Here is a 15,770-nt window from a genome sequence, read left to right on the forward strand (position 1 = left end):
CCCCTCTTTATTCATTGGAAGAGCCGGCATTTCACCGGATCGATCTTGAGGCTCAGCGCATCGCCGATCTTCCAGTTGCCCGCCCCGCTGGCGGGAATGCGGACCTGAAGCGGCGTGGCCGTCGCGGCCGTTTTGATGTGCAGCACCCGGTCGAGACCGTGATAGGCGATATCGACGATGACGCCGGATACCGGCAGGTCGCCGGGCGGGCCGATGACGATGTTTTCCGGGCGCACCGCGAGCGTCGCGGGGCCGGCATTGCCCGCTGCCTTCACCTCAAGGCCTTCCGCGCGGAAAAGACCGTCCGCACCGACCGTGCCCTCGATGAAATTCATGACGCCGATGAAATTGGCGACGAAGCGGTCGGCCGGGCGCTCATAGACCTCTTCCGGCGCACCGACCTGTAACAGACGGCCGTCCTTGAGGATCGCCATGCGGTCGGCCATGACCAGCGCCTCCTCCTGGTCGTGCGTGACGATGATGAAGGTGATGCCGGCCTCGTGCTGCATGCGCTTCAGTTCGAGCTGCATCTTTTCGCGCAGCTTCTTGTCGAGCGCGCCGAGCGGCTCGTCGAGCAGCAGCACTTTCGGCCGCTTCACCAGCGCGCGGGCGAGGGCCACGCGCTGCTTTTGCCCGCCGGAGAGCTGTTCGGGCTTGCGGTCGGCAAATTGCGTGAGGTCCGTCGTCGCCAGGGTCTCGTCGACGCGGCGGCGGATCTCGGCCTTGTCGAGCCGCTCCATTTCGAGGCCGTAGGAAAGGTTCTGCCGCACCGTCATATGCGGGAACAGCGCATAGGACTGGAACATCAGATTGAGCGGCCGCTTTTCCGGCGGCAACGGCGAAATATCCTCGCCTTCCAGCAGGATGCGGCCGGCATTCGGGCTCTCGAAGCCGGCGAGCATGCGCAGAAGCGTGGTCTTGCCGCAGCCGGAGGGGCCGAGCAGCGCGAAAAACTCGTTCTCTTTGATATCGAGCGTCACATTGTCGACTGCGGTCACCGGGCCGAACGCTTTGCCGACGCCCTCGATGCGCAGGATCGGATTGCTGGATGCGTTCATGGGACCTGCTGTTCTCTGTTGAGCCATTGCGAGATCAAAAGCGCCGTCGCGCTGACGCCCATGACGATGGTGGCGAGCGCATTGACCTCGGGCGTGATGCCGAAGCGGATCATCGAATAGATCTGCATGGGAAGGGTGATGGACGAGCGCCCGGCGCCCGCTGTGAAGAAGGCGATGATGAACTCATCGACCGAGAGCGTGAAGGCGAGCAGCGCGCCCGCGACGATCGACGGCAGCAGCACCGGGAAGGTGACGCGCCAGAAGGTCGTCCAGCCCGAGGCACCGAGATCGCGCGACGCCTCGACGATGGAAAAATCGAAATGCTTGAGCCGCGCCCTGACGACCGAGCAGACGAAGGCGAGGTCGAAGATGACATGGCTGATGACGATGGTGTGCAGGCCCATCGCCAACCCTAGCCGCGAGAAGAAGGTGAGCAGCGCGACCGCCAGCACGATGTCGGGAATGACCATCGGCGCGAAGGCGAGCGCTTCCAGCCCGTTGCTCTTGCGGCGCCGCGTCTCCATGCCGAGCGCCATGAGCGTGCCGAGCACGGTGGAGATGACGGTCGCGAAGACCGCGACGATGAGCGTGTTGCCGGCGGCGCGCAGAATGTCGGTGTTGGCGAGCAATGCGCCGTACCAGCGGACGGAGAAGCCCGACCAGGAGGTAGGCAGGCCGCTGTCGTTGAAGGAGAGCAGCACGAGCACGGCGATCGGCAGGTAGAGGAAGCCGAAGACCAAAAGCAGCACGATACGGCCCGGCAGCTTGCCGGAAAACGAGGCGTTCATTGCGACGCCTCCCCTTTGCTTTCGCCGCTCGCATGCGCCGTGGCGCGGGCCTGCAGGAGGAGCAGCACGATCATGGTTAGGATCAGCGCCGCGCCGAGTGCCGCGCCGAACGGCCAGTCGTTCGCCGTCAGGAACTGGTCGTAGACGAGGTTGCCGACCATCTGGAACCGCCCGCCCCCGAGCAGCGCGGGCGTCACGAAATTGCCGATGGAGAGCACGAAGACGAAGACGCCACCGGCCGCAACGCCCGGCAGGGTGAGCGGCAGCGTGACGCGCAGGAAGGTGCGCACCGGCCCGGCGCCGAGATCGCGCGAGGCTTCCATCAGCTCCGGATTCAGCCGCGACAGCGTGGAGTAGATCGCGAGGATGACGAAGGGCAGATAATTATAGACGAGGCCGGTGATGACGGCGCTCTCCGTATAGAGCATCGAGAGAGGCTCGCCGGTGTAACCCAGCCAGCGCAGAAGGTTGTTGATCAGGCCCTCGCGGTTCAACAGCACGATCCAGGCATAGGTGCGGATCAGGTAATTGCTCCAGAAGGGTAGTACCGCGAAGAACAGCAGGATCGGCTGCGACATCCTTGGAGCGCGGGAAATCGCGTAAGCCGCCGGATAGGCGATGAGGATGGCCACTACCGTCGCCGTCAGCGCGATGCGCGCGGAATTCAGAAAGATTTTGGCGTAGAGCGGATCGAGGACGCGGGCAAAATTCTCCAGCGTGAAGGTATATTCCACCCCGCCCCAGACACCGCGCTGGAAGAAGGCATAGCTCAGCACCAGCACGCATGGCACCACCATGAAGGCGACGAGCCAGGCGACGCCGGGCGCGGCGAGCAGGTTCGGTCTGGTGGCATTGAAGGACAAGGCTTCGCTCCCGCAATGCCGTCACGGCATCGCGCATGAATGGATATCAGGAAGAAAATCGCCCGTGGCGGCAGGCCGCCTCGCGGCCGCCACGGGAAGGGGCCGTGCTCAGTTCGCGGCCTTGATCTCGCTCACGATGCGCGAATAGTCCTTCTGCGCCGTCCCGAGGTCGCGCAGCAGTTCGTATTTCACGAGATCAGCCGGCGCCATTGCCATGTTCGGGTATTGCTCTGACAGCGCCTTGTCGAGGCTCTCCATCGCCGCCTTGTTCGGCACCTTGTAGAGGATGTTCTGTGCGGCCCAGGCGTGGTTCTTGGCATCGAGGATGAAGTTGATGAACTTCATCGCCGCTTCCTGCTTCTCCGAGCTCTTCATCACGACGATCGTGTCGATCCAGAGGTCGGAGCCTTCCTTCGGCACGATGAACTTGATGTCCTTGTTTTCGGTGATGCCGTAATTGCACCAGCCGTCCCAGGCATGCACCAGCGACGCCTCGCCAGAGACGAGCTTGGAGTAGAAGGTGGTGTCGTCATAGGCGAGCAGCGTCTTCTTCGCCTCGATGAGCAGGTTTTTCACCTCCTCGAGCTTCGCCGGATCCTTCTCGTTGACCGAATAGCCCTTGGCGAGTTCGCCGGCCGCCATCAGCCAGCGGTCGGTCGCCAGCATGGTCGTCTTGCCCTTGATGGCATCGGCCGGCTGGAGCAGGTTCAGCCAGCTGTCCGGCGTGTCCTTGACGAGATCGGAGCGGTAGCAAAGGCCCGTCGTACCCCAGGTATAGGGCACCGAAAAAGTGTTGCCGGGATCGTAGGCGAGCGTCGTCGCCTCTGGATAGAGATTGGCGAGGTTCGGCACGGCGGCCTTGTCGATCGGTGCCGCGAGCCCCTGCCCGTTCAGGATTTCGGCGAAGGGCGAGGAGACGAAGACGACGTCGTAGCCCTTGCCGCCGCTCGCCATCAGCTTGCCCATGACTTCTTCGTTGGTGGCGTGGTTGACCACCTCGATTTCCAGCCCCGTCGCAGCCTTGAACTGCTCCGCGATATCGGGGGCCATGTAGCCGGCCCAGTTCGAGATGACGAGATCGGCGGCGGATGCCGTACCCGCCGCAAGGCATGCGGCAGCCAGCGCCGCGGCCGCGCAGGTCGCAGTCAGTCGGTTCTTCACGGTCACGGAAGACTCCCTTGTTTTACGTTGTTCCAACCTCTTCGACGGGCGCGCCGGTTCTCCGGTCTCATTCCCTGTCGCCAGGCAGTATTATTTAGAAAAAAAATACGTCAATAGGCCAAATGCATTTTTGTGACCCACGTATTTCCGGACTTGCGAAACCACGGCTCAAAGGGCAGCATGCACGGCAATGGAAGGCAGACGCGAACAATGAGCCCCGAGCCGAAACGCCCCAATTTCCGCCATGTCGAATTGGCGCAAAAAATACTGGATGTCGCCGGCGAGCGCGGCATGGCACCGGGGGAACGGCTGGCGGAGCAGGCGCTGGCCTCGCTCTGCAAAGTCTCGAGAACGCCGATCCGCAAGGCTTTGCAGATACTTGCCGAGCGCGACATGGTAACCTCGGATAGTGAGGGTGGCTATCTCCTGGCGGTCGATCCGGCCGCGACAGCGCGGCTCGAAGACATCACGGACGGCGACGGCGACAGCGAAATCTATGCGGCGATCCTGCGCGACCTCGCCGCCGGGCGTATTGCCGAAAACCAGACCGTTGCCGCGCTCCAGCGCCGCTATAACGTCTCGCGCCAGACGGTACAAAATGCCCTGATGAAACTGGCGGAGGAAAACCTCGCCGAACGCGGCGCCGGCCAGCAATGGTTGCTGAAGCATTTTGCCATCAGCGGTGATGCGGCGGCGAAGAGCTACGAATTCCGTCTCGCGACGGAGCCTTTGGCGCTGACTTTACCGGATTTCAAGCGTGACATGCCGGCGATGACGGCGCTGCGCCAGTCCATGCTGATCCTGCGCGGCATGAACGAGACCAATTTCGACCGCAAGCTCTTCGACCGGACGGACTACGATTTCCACCTGCTGATCGCCCGCTCCTGCGGCAATCCCTTCATGGCGGAAGCGCTCGCCAACCACCACCGCCGCCGCCGCGCCAGCCCACCGGCCGGCCACGTCAACGCTTACAGGCTGATGCAGTCGAACCTCGAACATATCCAGATCCTCGAGCAGATCGAGCGCGGCCAGATGGAGCTTGCCGCCGATCTGATGCGTGTGCATATACAGCTTTCCCAATCGCAGCGCCCCCGGCTCGCCGGCCGCGGCGTCCCCCCCGCCTTCAAGCTTGTCGTGCGTTAGTCCTCCATGGCGCCAGCAAAGACCATCGCCCTCTTCCCGGAAGCGAGCTACGGCGCCGCCCTCAACTGCGTCGGCATCGCCCAGGAATTGCGGCGCATGGGCCATCGCCCGGTCTTCCTCTGTCATCCGGGCTTTTCCGGCGTCTTTGCCGAATACGGTTTTGCCGAATATCAATTGACCGAAGCGGACGCCGCACCGACGGATTGGACCGATTTCATCGAACGCCACCAGGACGCCTTCCGCCAGACGCCGCTCGACCAGATCGAAAGCTATGTCGGCCCGACCTGGGAAGCGATCGTCGATACCGCGATGCGGGTGGAAGAGCCGCTGCGCCAGCTTCTGGCCCGGCTGAAGCCGGATGCGATCGTGCTCGACAACGTCGTGATGTTCCCGGCCATCGCCAATGCCGGCGTGCCCTGGATCCGCGTCGTCTCCTGCGCCGAAACGGAAATTCCAGACGAGACCATCCCGCCCTATCTCTCCGGCTGCGGCGACAACGAACGCGAGGCCTGGACCATATTTGCCAGCCGCTACGAAAAGACCGTCGCCCCTGCCCACAGACGCTTTTCCGCCTTCCTGGCCGAATGCGGCCTCAAGGCTCCGGCGGCTCCGACATTCCTCGATCTCTCCCCGTGGCTGAACCTGCTGCTGGCGCCCGAGATCATCCGCCATGCGCGCCGCGCGCCGCTCGATACGCAAAACGTCGTTTTCCTCGATGGCTGCGTGCGCCACGAGGCGCCCTATACGCCGCCGCGTTTCGCCAGCCACAACGATGCCCCGCTCGTGCTGACGAGCTTCGGCTCGCTCGGTGCCATGGATGTGGCGATGACGAAGCGCATGATCGCCGTCTTCGCGACGCTGCCCTATCGCTTCCTCGTCAATGCCGGGCACTGGCGCGAGGATTATCGCGACGTGCCCGACAATGTTTTCATCGACAGCTGGTTCCCGCAGCCCTCCGTGGTCGGGCAGGCGAGCCTGTTCATCCATCATGGCGGCAACAACTCCTTCTGCGAGGCGCTCTATTACGGCGTGCCGTCGCTCGTCATGCCCTATTGCTGGGATGGCCACGACAATGCGGCGCGCGCCGCCGAAACCGGCGTCGGCCGCCGCCTCGACCGCTATGACTGGAGCGATGCCGACCTCACGGCCGCAATAGAAGGTCTGCTCGGCGATCAGGCCATGCACAAGCGCCTGAAGGCGAATGCGGCAAAAATGCATAAGGCGGCGGGCGTCGCCCGCGCTGCGGAGGAAATCGTCAGGGTGCTGAGCGAGACCCCGATCCGGCAGAGAGACCGGAATGCGTGATCAGCTCTCCATCGAGAGGGCCTGCTGTCGCCGGTCAAGAGGAGCACGTTCAAGGTAGTCGCACCCGCCGCCGAAAGAGACTGTGCACCACGCGCCGGCCGGGAGCGTGTAAAAATGCTGCACCGCATTTCCGAGATCACCCCTGCGCGCAAAGCCGGCGGGCGCTTTGTCCTTCGCGGGTTGCGACGCCATGCGTTCTGGGCCATAAAACGCTCCCCACCTGTCGAAGGCCAGCCGTCATCATGAGTGTTGCGGGCCGTGCGTGATCTCTCACGCCACGGCAAATCCCCCCGCGCTCCGGTCTGGCCCCGGCATGGGAAACGACAATGCGGACCGACAAAAAGGAGAACGCATCATGGGACACCTTGGCACGGCCTGGCGCAAGCGCGACTACCATCGTCAATGGCTCTGGCGGGAAGCAAACCGCCTGTTCGATTTCTTCCAGAACCGGGCCTTCAACCCGCTCGGCGGCTTCCACGAACTCGATGTGGAGGGACGGCCGATCAATGCCGGCAATCCGATCCGCGGCATCCATTCCACCGCACGCATGGTGCATTGCTTTGCGATCGGCAGCCTGCTCGGCCGGCCGGGTTCCGACGATATCGTCGATCACGGCATGAAATATCTCTGGGAAAAGCACCGCGACCACGAGCGCGGCGGCTACCACTGGTCGCTCGACAATTCCGGCCTGCTCGATGCGAGCAAGCAGGGCTATGGCCACGCTTTCGTGCTGCTGGCCTCTTCCAGCGCCAAGCTCGCCGGCCACCCCGATGCCGATCGGATGATCGCGGACGTTACCGACGTGCTGGAAAACCGTTTCTGGGAAGCCAAGCACGGTGCCATCGCCGAGGAATTCGAGGCGGACTGGTCGCCGGTTCCCGGCTATCGCGGCCAGAACTCCAACATGCACCTGACCGAAGCCCTGATGGCCGCCTTCGAGGCAACCGGCGAGAAAAGCTATCTCGACAAGGCGGAAAGCATCGCCGACCTCATCATCCGCCGCCGCGCGGGTGAAAACGGTTTCCGCGTGCCCGAGCATTTCGACGAAAACTGGGTGCTCGACAAGGACTATCGCGGCAACGAGATGTTCCGCCCCTCCGGCACCACGCCGGGGCACTGGCTGGAATGGGCCCGTCTCATCCTCCAGCTCTACGCGCTCGGCGGCAAAAAGCATGACTGGATGCCGGAGGCGGCCAAGGCGCTCTTTGCGCAGTCCATCGCGCTCGGCTGGGATAACGAAAAAGGCGGCTTCTTCTACACGCTCGACTGGAACGACGAACCCGCCAAGCGCAACAAGCTGTGGTGGCCGATGGCCGAAGGCGTGGGTGCGGCGGCGTTCCTTGCCGAACATCTGCCGAGCGATTTCCACGAGACCTGGTATCGCAAGATCTGGGACGGCATTTCCCGCCATTTCCTCGATCAGGACCGCGGCGGCTGGCATGAGGAACTGACGGAAGACCTCGTGCCGAGCTATACCCTTTTCGCCGGCAAGGGCGACATCTATCATGCATTGCAAGCCTGCCTGATCCCGCTCTATCCGGCAACGGGCAGCGTGACCAAGGGCATCATCGAATCCGGCGGCCGCTAGGCCGCCTCTTTCTGCCGGGTAAGCGGGAGAGACATGATCGACGTACCGGAGCAGATCTCGACCGCCTGGATCGCCGCCGCCTCGGTGGCGTTCCTCATCAAGCATTTCCTGGCGGATTTTCTGCTGCAGACTGACTGGATGGCGACAGGCAAGGACCGGCCGAAAGGCTGGCTCCTGCCGCTTGCCGCCCATGCCGGCGTGCATGGCGCGATGACGGCGGCGCTTTTCCTCGCCGTCGCACCGCCGCTGGCCTGGCTCGGCCTCGCCGACATGCTAGTCCATGGCATCATCGATCGCCTCAAAAGCATTTCAACGCGCCGGAGCGCACTGACGCCTCGCCAAACAGCCTTCTGGTGGCTGTTCGGCCTTGACCAGAGCCTGCATCATCTCACGCATATCGTCCTTGCGATCGTGCTCGCCGCAGCCGGCGCCGTCGCTTAATCCAACGCCTCGCGCAGCAGGAGATCGGTCAGCGCGAACTGGTCGGCAAACCAGCGATCGGCCGCATGCCACATCAGCGGCGTCAGCTTGATATCATGACCGCCACGCGCATCCGTCTCGACAAGTCCGCCATCGCGCGCCGCCTCGACGATCCGGCGCACATGGGTGCGCGAAACGCCCGTTTGGGTCGCCAGCCGCTGATAGCCGGTCGTCACGACAAAACCGTCATTTTCTTGCGCACCGCGCAGCAGCAGCAGCATGATCATATAGCCGCAGTCATGCGCAAAAAACGGCGCCAACGGCAAGTGCCGGCGGATGAGGCGGCTGATATCGGGTAGATGCGAGAGCGTCGCGCGGCGCATCCCCTTGTGCAGAGCCGCATCCGGCGATCCCCTGCACCCTTCGGTGGGTGACAGGCCGAACAACGAGATACCGTTCAGAAGAAGGCCGAGCACCCTCGCATCGCGCGCAAGAAGCGCGCTGCTCGGCACGAGCAGGCGCACGCGCCGGTCGGAGGCATGGGGTTGCTGGGAGAGAAAGCCATATTTGCGCAGGTACGAGACCTGGGCCTCGACGCGGTTGCGGCTGGCGATGCCGAGGTCCGTCACCTCCCGCTGAAGCCGGCCGAGCGTCAGCCAGGTAGCGGGCTGCGTGATGTCCTGTGCGGCATGGAGCGCCAGCACCGCGAGGTAGCATAAAAATCGCCCCTCCTCGAGGATCAGCCGATTGAAGAGATGATTTCCCTCGTAAAGCGCGAGCTTGCCGGCAATCAGCCCATCGCGGGCCTCGGCAAAGCCAGGCGCGCTCAAGAACTGATAGGACGGCACGCGAAATGCGACCGAACAATCGTCGAATGTGACCTGATCCATGCCTATTCCCCAATATGAACCGGCGCGATGTTCCATTTCGGCGCGCCCGCGCGCCTGATGGACCCATTATTTTCCATGGGGTTCGAGCAAGAGCGACCTGTCAATCGCGGCAATTGTCAGACCACGCGATATGAGACGTAGCGACAAAAGAATGATACGCAGTGCAAAACCATTAAATCCTATAGCCTTTCACCTTTTGAGGAACCTTCGTCCGCTCTGTGGACTTGAGAGGTATGCCAGAAATTAACAATCGTGAGTCGCAATGAGTTCTGCCGACAAGCTGCTCTCCAACTCCGTAACCGCTGAGGCCGGCGCGGATGTTCGTCGATCAAGTCAGCTCTTCGCCGAAACGCTCGATCCGGTGTTCCGCACGACCTTGCTGACACCAGAGCGGCTGGACGATTTCCATGCCGAGCTTTCGACATACTTCATGGGGCCAGCGCTGTTTTTCGTCGCCGACATGACCGGCACGACCTACGCATTCTCGCGGGACATGCGCCGGATCGCCCGCACAGGGCTCGACCTGATTTTCGTGCAGGTGACACTCGACGGCAGCGACCTGCGAACCGTCAACGGCGAGACGATCCTGGTCGAAGCCGGAGACATCTCGCTTTTCGACCTGTCTCGTCCCATGCAAGCGGAGACCCGGCATTGCCGCAACCTGACGCTCGTCCTTCCACGCCACATGCTGTTCAGCAAGGACGTTCAGAACGATGCTCTGCACGGTCTCGTGCTGAAACGCTCGACCAGCACGGGCCGGCTGATCGGCAGCCATCTTCGCGCGCTCTTCGACGATCTCTCCGACATCACGCAGGCGGAGGCGCCAGCGATCGTCGCCGCGACGGCAAACCTCGTTACCAACTTGGTCGGGCCGCAGGTCAGCAACCGCAACCCGCCCGCCCCAACCGTGCGGGGCGCTGTCATCATGGAGGTCCGGCGCTATATCGAGCAGAACATGGCCCAGCAGGATCTCGGTCCAGACCATCTCTGCAAGATGTTCGGCCTGTCGCGCGCTACGCTCTATCGGCTTTTCGAGCCGGTCGGCGGCGTGACGGACTATATCCGCACGCGCCGTTTGCGCGCCGCCTTTGATATGTTGACGAATGACGGCAAGCGCACGGTGGGCGAGGTCGCCTATGCCTGCGGTTTTCCTGACATTTCCACCTTCTCCCGCGCCTTCCGCCACCAGTTCGGCATGAGCCCGAGCGAGGTGCGCGACATGGGGGACCGCGGCCCGCGCGCGCTGACTGCTACCGAGCGGCAGACCGCCGCCTCGGTACACGACTGGCTGCGCATCGTGGGGTCCCTATAAGCATCTTGCCGTTTGACAGCTGACATCACATCAAACAATATGTGATCACATTTCTTGTATGAACCAGCTGGAGATCGGGATGGAGAGGGCGAACCTGGAGGCGCGTGCCCACGCGCTTGTCGAGGCGGAAGCGGAAATTTTTCGCGCGAAGCGGCCGCGTTGCGCGGCGGCGCATGATGAGGCAACATCCGGTTTCTTCGACGGCGTGCCGCAGCACTGGATGCTCGATTGGCCAACGCCCTTCCCGCTCGTCGTCGATCAGGCGAGCGGCGTGGAGCTCGTCGATCTCGACGGCAATCGCATCGTCGATGTCTGCCTTGGCGATACCGGCGCCATGTTCGGCCATGGGCCGGCGCCAGTGCTCGACGCGCTGAAGAACGCCGGCACGCGCGGCCTGACCACCATGCTGCCCTCCTCGGATGCCCAGATCGTCGGCCGCTTGCTGGTCGAGCGCTTCGGCCTGCCGCGCTGGCAGCTGGGCGCCACGGCCAGTGATGCCAACCGTTTCGCCATTCGCGTCGCCCGCGCCGTCACCGGTCGCGCCAAGCTTCTGGTCTTCGACGGCTGCTACCATGGCGCCGTGGATGATACGCTGGTCGATCTCGTCGACGGCAAGACCATTTCGCGCCGCAACCTGCTCGGCCAGGTGCGCGACCTCGGCGAACTCACCGTCTCCATTCCCTTCAACAACGAAGCCGCGCTGGAAAAGGCGCTCGCCGGCAACGACATCGCCTGCGTGCTCGCCGAACCGGTCATGACCAATTGCGGCATGATCCCGCCCGCCCCCGGCTTTCACGATGCGCTGCGCCGCCTGACCCGCGCCGCCGGCACGCTGCTCCTGATCGACGAAACGCACACGATCTCCACCGGCCTTGGCGGCTATTCGATGGTGCATGGGCTGGAGCCCGACCTCGTCGTCATGGGCAAGCCGATCGGCGGCGGCGTGCCCGTCAGCGTCTGGGGCATGACCCAGGCGATTTCCGACAAGCTGCACTTCATCCGCCGCGAGCAGAGCGGCCACGGCCATTCCGGCATCGGCACGACGCTGTCCGGCAGCGCGCTCCAGCTCGCCTGCCTGCGCGCCTGCCTCGAGCACGTCATGACCGAGGACGCCTATCGCAAGATGCAGGCCAATGCCGACCGCATCGAAGCAGGTTTCAAGGCTGCGATTTCCGCCGCCGGTCTCGACTGGACGGTTTCGCGCGTCGGCGCGCGGCTGGAGGTCGTCTTCTCGCCCGTCCCGGTCACCAACGCCGCCGAGGCCCGCGCCGCCGCTTCCGATGTGATCGAGGCCGCGCTGCATCTCTCCATGCTGAACCTCGGCTATCTCCTGACGCCGTTCCACAACATGGTACTGGTCAGCCCCGCTTTGTCGCAGGAGCAGGCCGACGGGCTCGTCGAGGCCTTCGCAACCGTGCTCGGCCGCCTGGCGGAACGGAGGGCCGCCGCGTGAGCCGTGATATCGCCACCCGCCCGCCGCAGGCCGCAGACATTGCCGAGGCCGAAGCTTTCCTTGCCGCACATCCGGAGATCACATCCTTCGATCTCGTGCTGATCGACCTCAACGGCATCGCACGCGGAAAGATCATCCGCCGGCATGAATTGCTGCCGATCTTCCGCTCTGGCCGACACCTGCCTGGCTCCATTCTCGGTCTCGACGTGACCGGCGAGGATGTAGAGGAAACCGGCCTCGTCTGGGCGGACGGCGATGCCGACCGCCGCGCCTGGCCGATACCGGGTTCGCTGGTTCCCCTGCCCTGGACCTCGCCGCCACGCGGCGAAGTCCGCCTCGCGCTTTTCGAACTCGACGGCACGCCGATGGCGGCCGATCCGCGCCATGCGCTGGCGCGTCAGGTGCAACTGCTGGAAGCCGATGGTTTCCATCCGGTTCTTGCCTATGAGCTGGAATTCTACCTGCTCGACCGTGAACACGCCGCCGATGGTACCTTCCAGCCGCTGCGCCTGCCGCTCTCCGGCGAAAGGCCTGACGGCATTCAGGTCTATGGCGTCACCGAACTCGACCGGCTGGAACCCTTCATCGACGCCGTCTATCGGGGTGCAGAAGCGCAGGGCCTGCCCGTCGAGACGATGATTTCGGAATATGCCCAGGGCCAGTTCGAACTGACCCTGCGCCATGGCAGCGCCTTGCGGGCCGCCGATGATATTGCCATGCTGAAAAGGCTTATCCGGGCGCTCGCCGTGCGTCACGGCATGATGGCCTGCTTCATGGCCAAGCCCTTTGCCGGCCGCGCCGGCTCCGGCATGCATGTCCATGCAAGTCTTGCCGATGGCGAAGGCAACAACCTCTTCGCAGACCAGGGCGAGGCACTGTCGCCGCTCCTGAAACAGGCCATCGCGGGCCTTCTCGAAACCATGCACGAATCCATGCTGGTCTTCGCGCCCCATTTCAATTCATGGCGTCGTTTCTCCGCGCAGAGCTATGCGCCGACCACGCCGACCTGGGGTACCAACAACCGCAGCGTCGCCGTGCGTGTCCCCGCCGGCTCGCCAGCCGGCCGCCATCTCGAGCAACGCGCCGCCGGTATCGATTCCAACCCCTATCTGGTTGGCGCAACGGTGCTGGCTGGCATGCGCAATGGGCTACTCGCCAAGGCCGACCCGGGCCCGGAAACGACCGCCTACGCCGAAGCCTTGGGCGACGAACTGCCGCCGGACTGGCGCAGTGCCATCGAGACGGCAACCCGCTCCGCCTTCCTCAAGGAAGCGCTTGGCGAAAAACTGCATCACGTCTTCCTCGCCCTCAAGCGCGCAGAATACCGCCGCTTCGCCAGCGAGGTGACCGCGCTGGAACGTACGCTCTACGGTGAGACCGTCTAACGATGAAAACCTTCTATACTTCCGATCATCACCTGCATCACAGCGGCATGGAGCTTTCGTTCGGCCGCATCGTCGAAACCTTCGAAAAGCCGGTGCGTGCCGAAATCGTGCTGAAGCGCGTGAAAGACGTCGGCCTCGGGCCGGTTCTGGAGCCAGCACCTTACGACCGCGCCGCAATCGAGCGCATCCACACACCAGACTATCTGGATTTCCTGGAAAACGTATTCGATGAATGGCGTGCGGCCGGACGCGACGGCGAGGTCTGGCCCTATAGCTGGCGCCACCGCTCCATGCCAATGATCGATACCCCGCCCTCCGGTCTCGACGCGCGCCTGTCCTATTATTCCTTCGACATGGCAGGCTCGATCACCGAGACGACGTGGCAGGCCGCCAAGCGCGCCGCCGACACGGCCCTTGCCGGCGCGGACGCCGTGCTATCAGGCGAACGAGCCGCCTTCTCGCTCTGCCGCCCGCCGGGCCATCACGCAGGCCGCGATTTCTTCGGCGGCTATTGCTACCTTAACAATGCCGCCATCGCCGCCCAGCACTTCCTCGATAACGGCCACGACCGCGTCGCGATCTTCGACGTCGACTACCACCACGGCAATGGCACACAGGAAATCTTCTACGACCGCGACGACGTGCTCCTGGCCAGCCTGCACGGCGACCCGGATTTCGAGTTTCCATTCCATCTCGGCTATGCCCGCGAACGCGGCGCCGGCAAGGGCGAAGGCTATAACCTCAACTACCCACTACCCTCAGGCACGCCCTGGAGCGAATGGCAGGCCGCCTTCGAGGACGCGCACGAAAAGATCCGCGCCTACGCCCCGACCGCCCTCGTCATCTCGCTCGGCGTAGATACGTTCAAGGACGATCCGATCTCGCAATTCAAGCTGGAGAGCGAGCACTTCCTGACGATCGGCAGCCGCATCGCCGATTTCGGCCTGCCGACGCTCTTCGTCATGGAAGGCGGCTACGCCGTCGACGCGCTCGGCGTCAACGCGGTGAATGTACTGCAGGGGTTTGAGGGCGCCTGAGGCGCTCTCAAACGTCCTTGAGCAGATTGTTGCGTGACAGGTTCTTCACGTCACGCTCGCCGCAGAGCGCCATGGTGATGTCGAGTTCCTTGCGGATGATCTCGAGCGTGCGGCGCACGCCAGCCTTGCCGCCAGCGCCGAGGCCGTAGAGGAAGGGGCGGCCGATATAGGTGCCCTTGGCGCCATAGCACAGTGCCTTCAACACATCCTGGCCGGAGCGGATACCACCGTCGAGGTGCACTTCCATCTGATCGCCGACGGCATCGACGATGCGCGGCAGCATGCTGATCGAGGAAGCCGCGCCATCGAGTTGACGGCCGCCGTGGTTGGAAACGATGATCGCATCAGCGCCGCTGCCGAGCGACATGCGGGCATCTTCTTCGTCGAGGATGCCTTTGAGGATTAGCTTGCCACCCCAGCGTTCCCTGATCCATTCGATGTCCTTCCAGGACAGCTGCGGGTCGAACTGTTCCGAGGTCCATGAGGAGAGCGAGGAAAGGTCGCCGACCCCCTTGGCGTGACCGACGATATTGCCGAACGTCCGGCGCTTAGTGCCGAGCATATCGAAGCACCAGAAGGGCCGCGTCGCCATCTGCCAGAGATGTTTCGGCGTGAAGCGCGGCGGGGCGGACAGGCCGTTGCGCAGATCCTTGTGGCGCTGGCCGAGGATCTGCAGGTCAAGCGTCAACACCAGCGCGGAGCAGCCGGCGGCCTTGGCACGATCGATGAGATTGAGCACAAAATCCCGGTCCTGCATCACGTAAAGCTGGAACCAGAAGGGCTTCGAGGTGACGGAGCGCACATCCTCGATCGAGCAGATGCTCATGGTCGAGAGCGTGAAGGGCACGCCAAATTCCTCGGCCGCCTGGGCGGCCAGCATTTCGCCATCGGCATGCTGCATGCCGGTGAAGCCGGTCGGCGCAATGGCGACGGGCATCGAGACCTTCTCGCCGATCATTTCGCTGGCCAGCGACCGGTTGCTCATATCGACCAGCACGCGCTGGCGCAGCTTGACCTTGTGGAAGTCCTCTTCGTTGGCGCGGTAGGTACCTTCGGTCCAGGCGCCCGAATCCGCGTATTCGAAGAACATTTTTGGCACACGACGACGTGCCTGCTCTTTAAGGTCGCTGATCGTCAGGGCCTGCTCTACGCTCATCTCGTCCTCACAAGTCGGGCCGCGGCCACGACATTCCGTCCATAGGGATGTGAAATCTTTAAGAGCAGGATGGTGGGGCGGCAAGGGTTCGCACGCACAATCCTCCATGAATGATCTATTTATCAATAAAAATATTTTGCCGATATGGATGGATCGGGACGCCAAAAGAAAACGCCCTCCCGGCGGAACCGGAAGGGCGCGGAACGATCCT

The 15,770-nt window shown here is 63.4% G+C and carries 14 protein-coding genes; 8 read left to right on the forward strand and 6 right to left on the reverse strand.

The annotated features are described in order from the left end of the window. Positions 1-11: 11 nt before the first annotated feature. From D0Y60_RS12575 to D0Y60_RS12590, 4 genes are all read right to left on the reverse strand, one after another. The gene (locus tag D0Y60_RS12575; protein ID WP_117370284.1) at positions 12-1,058 is read right to left on the reverse strand and encodes an ABC transporter ATP-binding protein; all 1,047 of its coding nucleotides are present in this window, start codon (positions 1,056-1,058) and stop codon (positions 12-14) included. Next, positions 1,055-1,846 (reverse strand): ABC transporter permease, encoded by a 792-nt coding sequence (locus tag D0Y60_RS12580; RefSeq protein ID WP_117370285.1) that lies wholly within the window; start codon positions 1,844-1,846, stop codon positions 1,055-1,057. The genes D0Y60_RS12575 and D0Y60_RS12580 overlap by 4 nt, the downstream gene beginning before the upstream one ends. Continuing rightward, complete coding sequence (locus D0Y60_RS12585; protein ID WP_117370425.1) at positions 1,843-2,643, reverse strand: ABC transporter permease; 801 nt, start codon at positions 2,641-2,643, stop codon at positions 1,843-1,845. Before D0Y60_RS12585 ends, D0Y60_RS12580 begins: the two co-directional genes overlap by 4 nt. Before the next feature lie 174 nt (positions 2,644-2,817). After that, the gene (locus D0Y60_RS12590; RefSeq protein WP_245409164.1) at positions 2,818-3,876 is read right to left on the reverse strand and encodes a spermidine/putrescine ABC transporter substrate-binding protein; all 1,059 of its coding nucleotides are present in this window, start codon (positions 3,874-3,876) and stop codon (positions 2,818-2,820) included. A 204-nt stretch (positions 3,877-4,080) separates the two neighbouring features. On the opposite strand from D0Y60_RS12590, the gene D0Y60_RS12595 reads away from it, so the two are divergent. The 4 genes from D0Y60_RS12595 to D0Y60_RS12615 all read left to right on the forward strand — a co-directional run bounded on the left by D0Y60_RS12595 (position 4,081) and on the right by D0Y60_RS12615 (position 8,347). Next, a complete protein-coding gene (locus D0Y60_RS12595; protein ID WP_158565477.1) occupies positions 4,081-5,013 on the forward strand; it encodes a GntR family transcriptional regulator in 933 nt (310 codons plus the stop codon). A 6-nt stretch (positions 5,014-5,019) separates the two neighbouring features. Next, complete coding sequence (locus D0Y60_RS12600; protein WP_117370287.1) at positions 5,020-6,318, forward strand: glycosyltransferase; 1,299 nt, start codon at positions 5,020-5,022, stop codon at positions 6,316-6,318. A 355-nt stretch (positions 6,319-6,673) separates the two neighbouring features. Continuing rightward, entirely contained in the window at positions 6,674-7,906 is a 1,233-nt protein-coding gene (locus D0Y60_RS12610; protein WP_117370289.1) for an AGE family epimerase/isomerase, read from the forward strand. A gap of 33 nt (positions 7,907-7,939) precedes the next feature. Continuing rightward, positions 7,940-8,347 (forward strand): DUF3307 domain-containing protein, encoded by a 408-nt coding sequence (locus tag D0Y60_RS12615; RefSeq protein WP_117370290.1) that lies wholly within the window; start codon positions 7,940-7,942, stop codon positions 8,345-8,347. Here D0Y60_RS12615 and D0Y60_RS12620 read toward each other — a convergent pair. After that, positions 8,344-9,216, reverse strand: coding sequence for a hypothetical protein (locus D0Y60_RS12620; RefSeq protein ID WP_117370291.1), 873 nt, complete (start codon positions 9,214-9,216; stop codon positions 8,344-8,346). The genes D0Y60_RS12615 and D0Y60_RS12620 overlap by 4 nt on opposite strands. A gap of 262 nt (positions 9,217-9,478) precedes the next feature. On the opposite strand from D0Y60_RS12620, the gene D0Y60_RS12625 reads away from it, so the two are divergent. The 4 genes from D0Y60_RS12625 (at position 9,479) to D0Y60_RS12640 (ending at position 14,403) form a co-directional block, all read left to right on the forward strand. After that, positions 9,479-10,528 carry a helix-turn-helix domain-containing protein gene (locus D0Y60_RS12625; protein ID WP_117370292.1) on the forward strand — a complete coding sequence of 350 codons (1,050 nt, stop codon included), beginning with the start codon at positions 9,479-9,481 and terminating at the stop codon, positions 10,526-10,528. 79 nt (positions 10,529-10,607) lie between these two features. Then, the gene (locus tag D0Y60_RS12630; RefSeq protein WP_117370293.1) at positions 10,608-11,981 is read left to right on the forward strand and encodes an aspartate aminotransferase family protein; all 1,374 of its coding nucleotides are present in this window, start codon (positions 10,608-10,610) and stop codon (positions 11,979-11,981) included. Next, a complete protein-coding gene (locus tag D0Y60_RS12635; protein ID WP_245409165.1) occupies positions 11,978-13,366 on the forward strand; it encodes a glutamine synthetase family protein in 1,389 nt (462 codons plus the stop codon). The genes D0Y60_RS12630 and D0Y60_RS12635 overlap by 4 nt, the downstream gene beginning before the upstream one ends. Positions 13,367-13,368: 2 nt before the next feature. Further along, positions 13,369-14,403, forward strand: a complete 1,035-nt coding sequence (locus tag D0Y60_RS12640) for a histone deacetylase family protein (RefSeq protein ID WP_117370294.1) — start codon at positions 13,369-13,371, stop codon at positions 14,401-14,403. Positions 14,404-14,410: 7 nt separating this feature from the next. Here the strand turns inward: D0Y60_RS12640 and D0Y60_RS12645 are convergent, their stop codons facing one another. Further along, positions 14,411-15,559 (reverse strand): alpha-hydroxy acid oxidase, encoded by a 1,149-nt coding sequence (locus D0Y60_RS12645; RefSeq protein WP_117370295.1) that lies wholly within the window; start codon positions 15,557-15,559, stop codon positions 14,411-14,413. Positions 15,560-15,770 lie beyond the last annotated feature (211 nt).

The organism is Shinella sp. WSJ-2 (assembly GCF_003432075.1).
GTDB lineage: Bacteria > Pseudomonadota > Alphaproteobacteria > Rhizobiales > Rhizobiaceae > Shinella.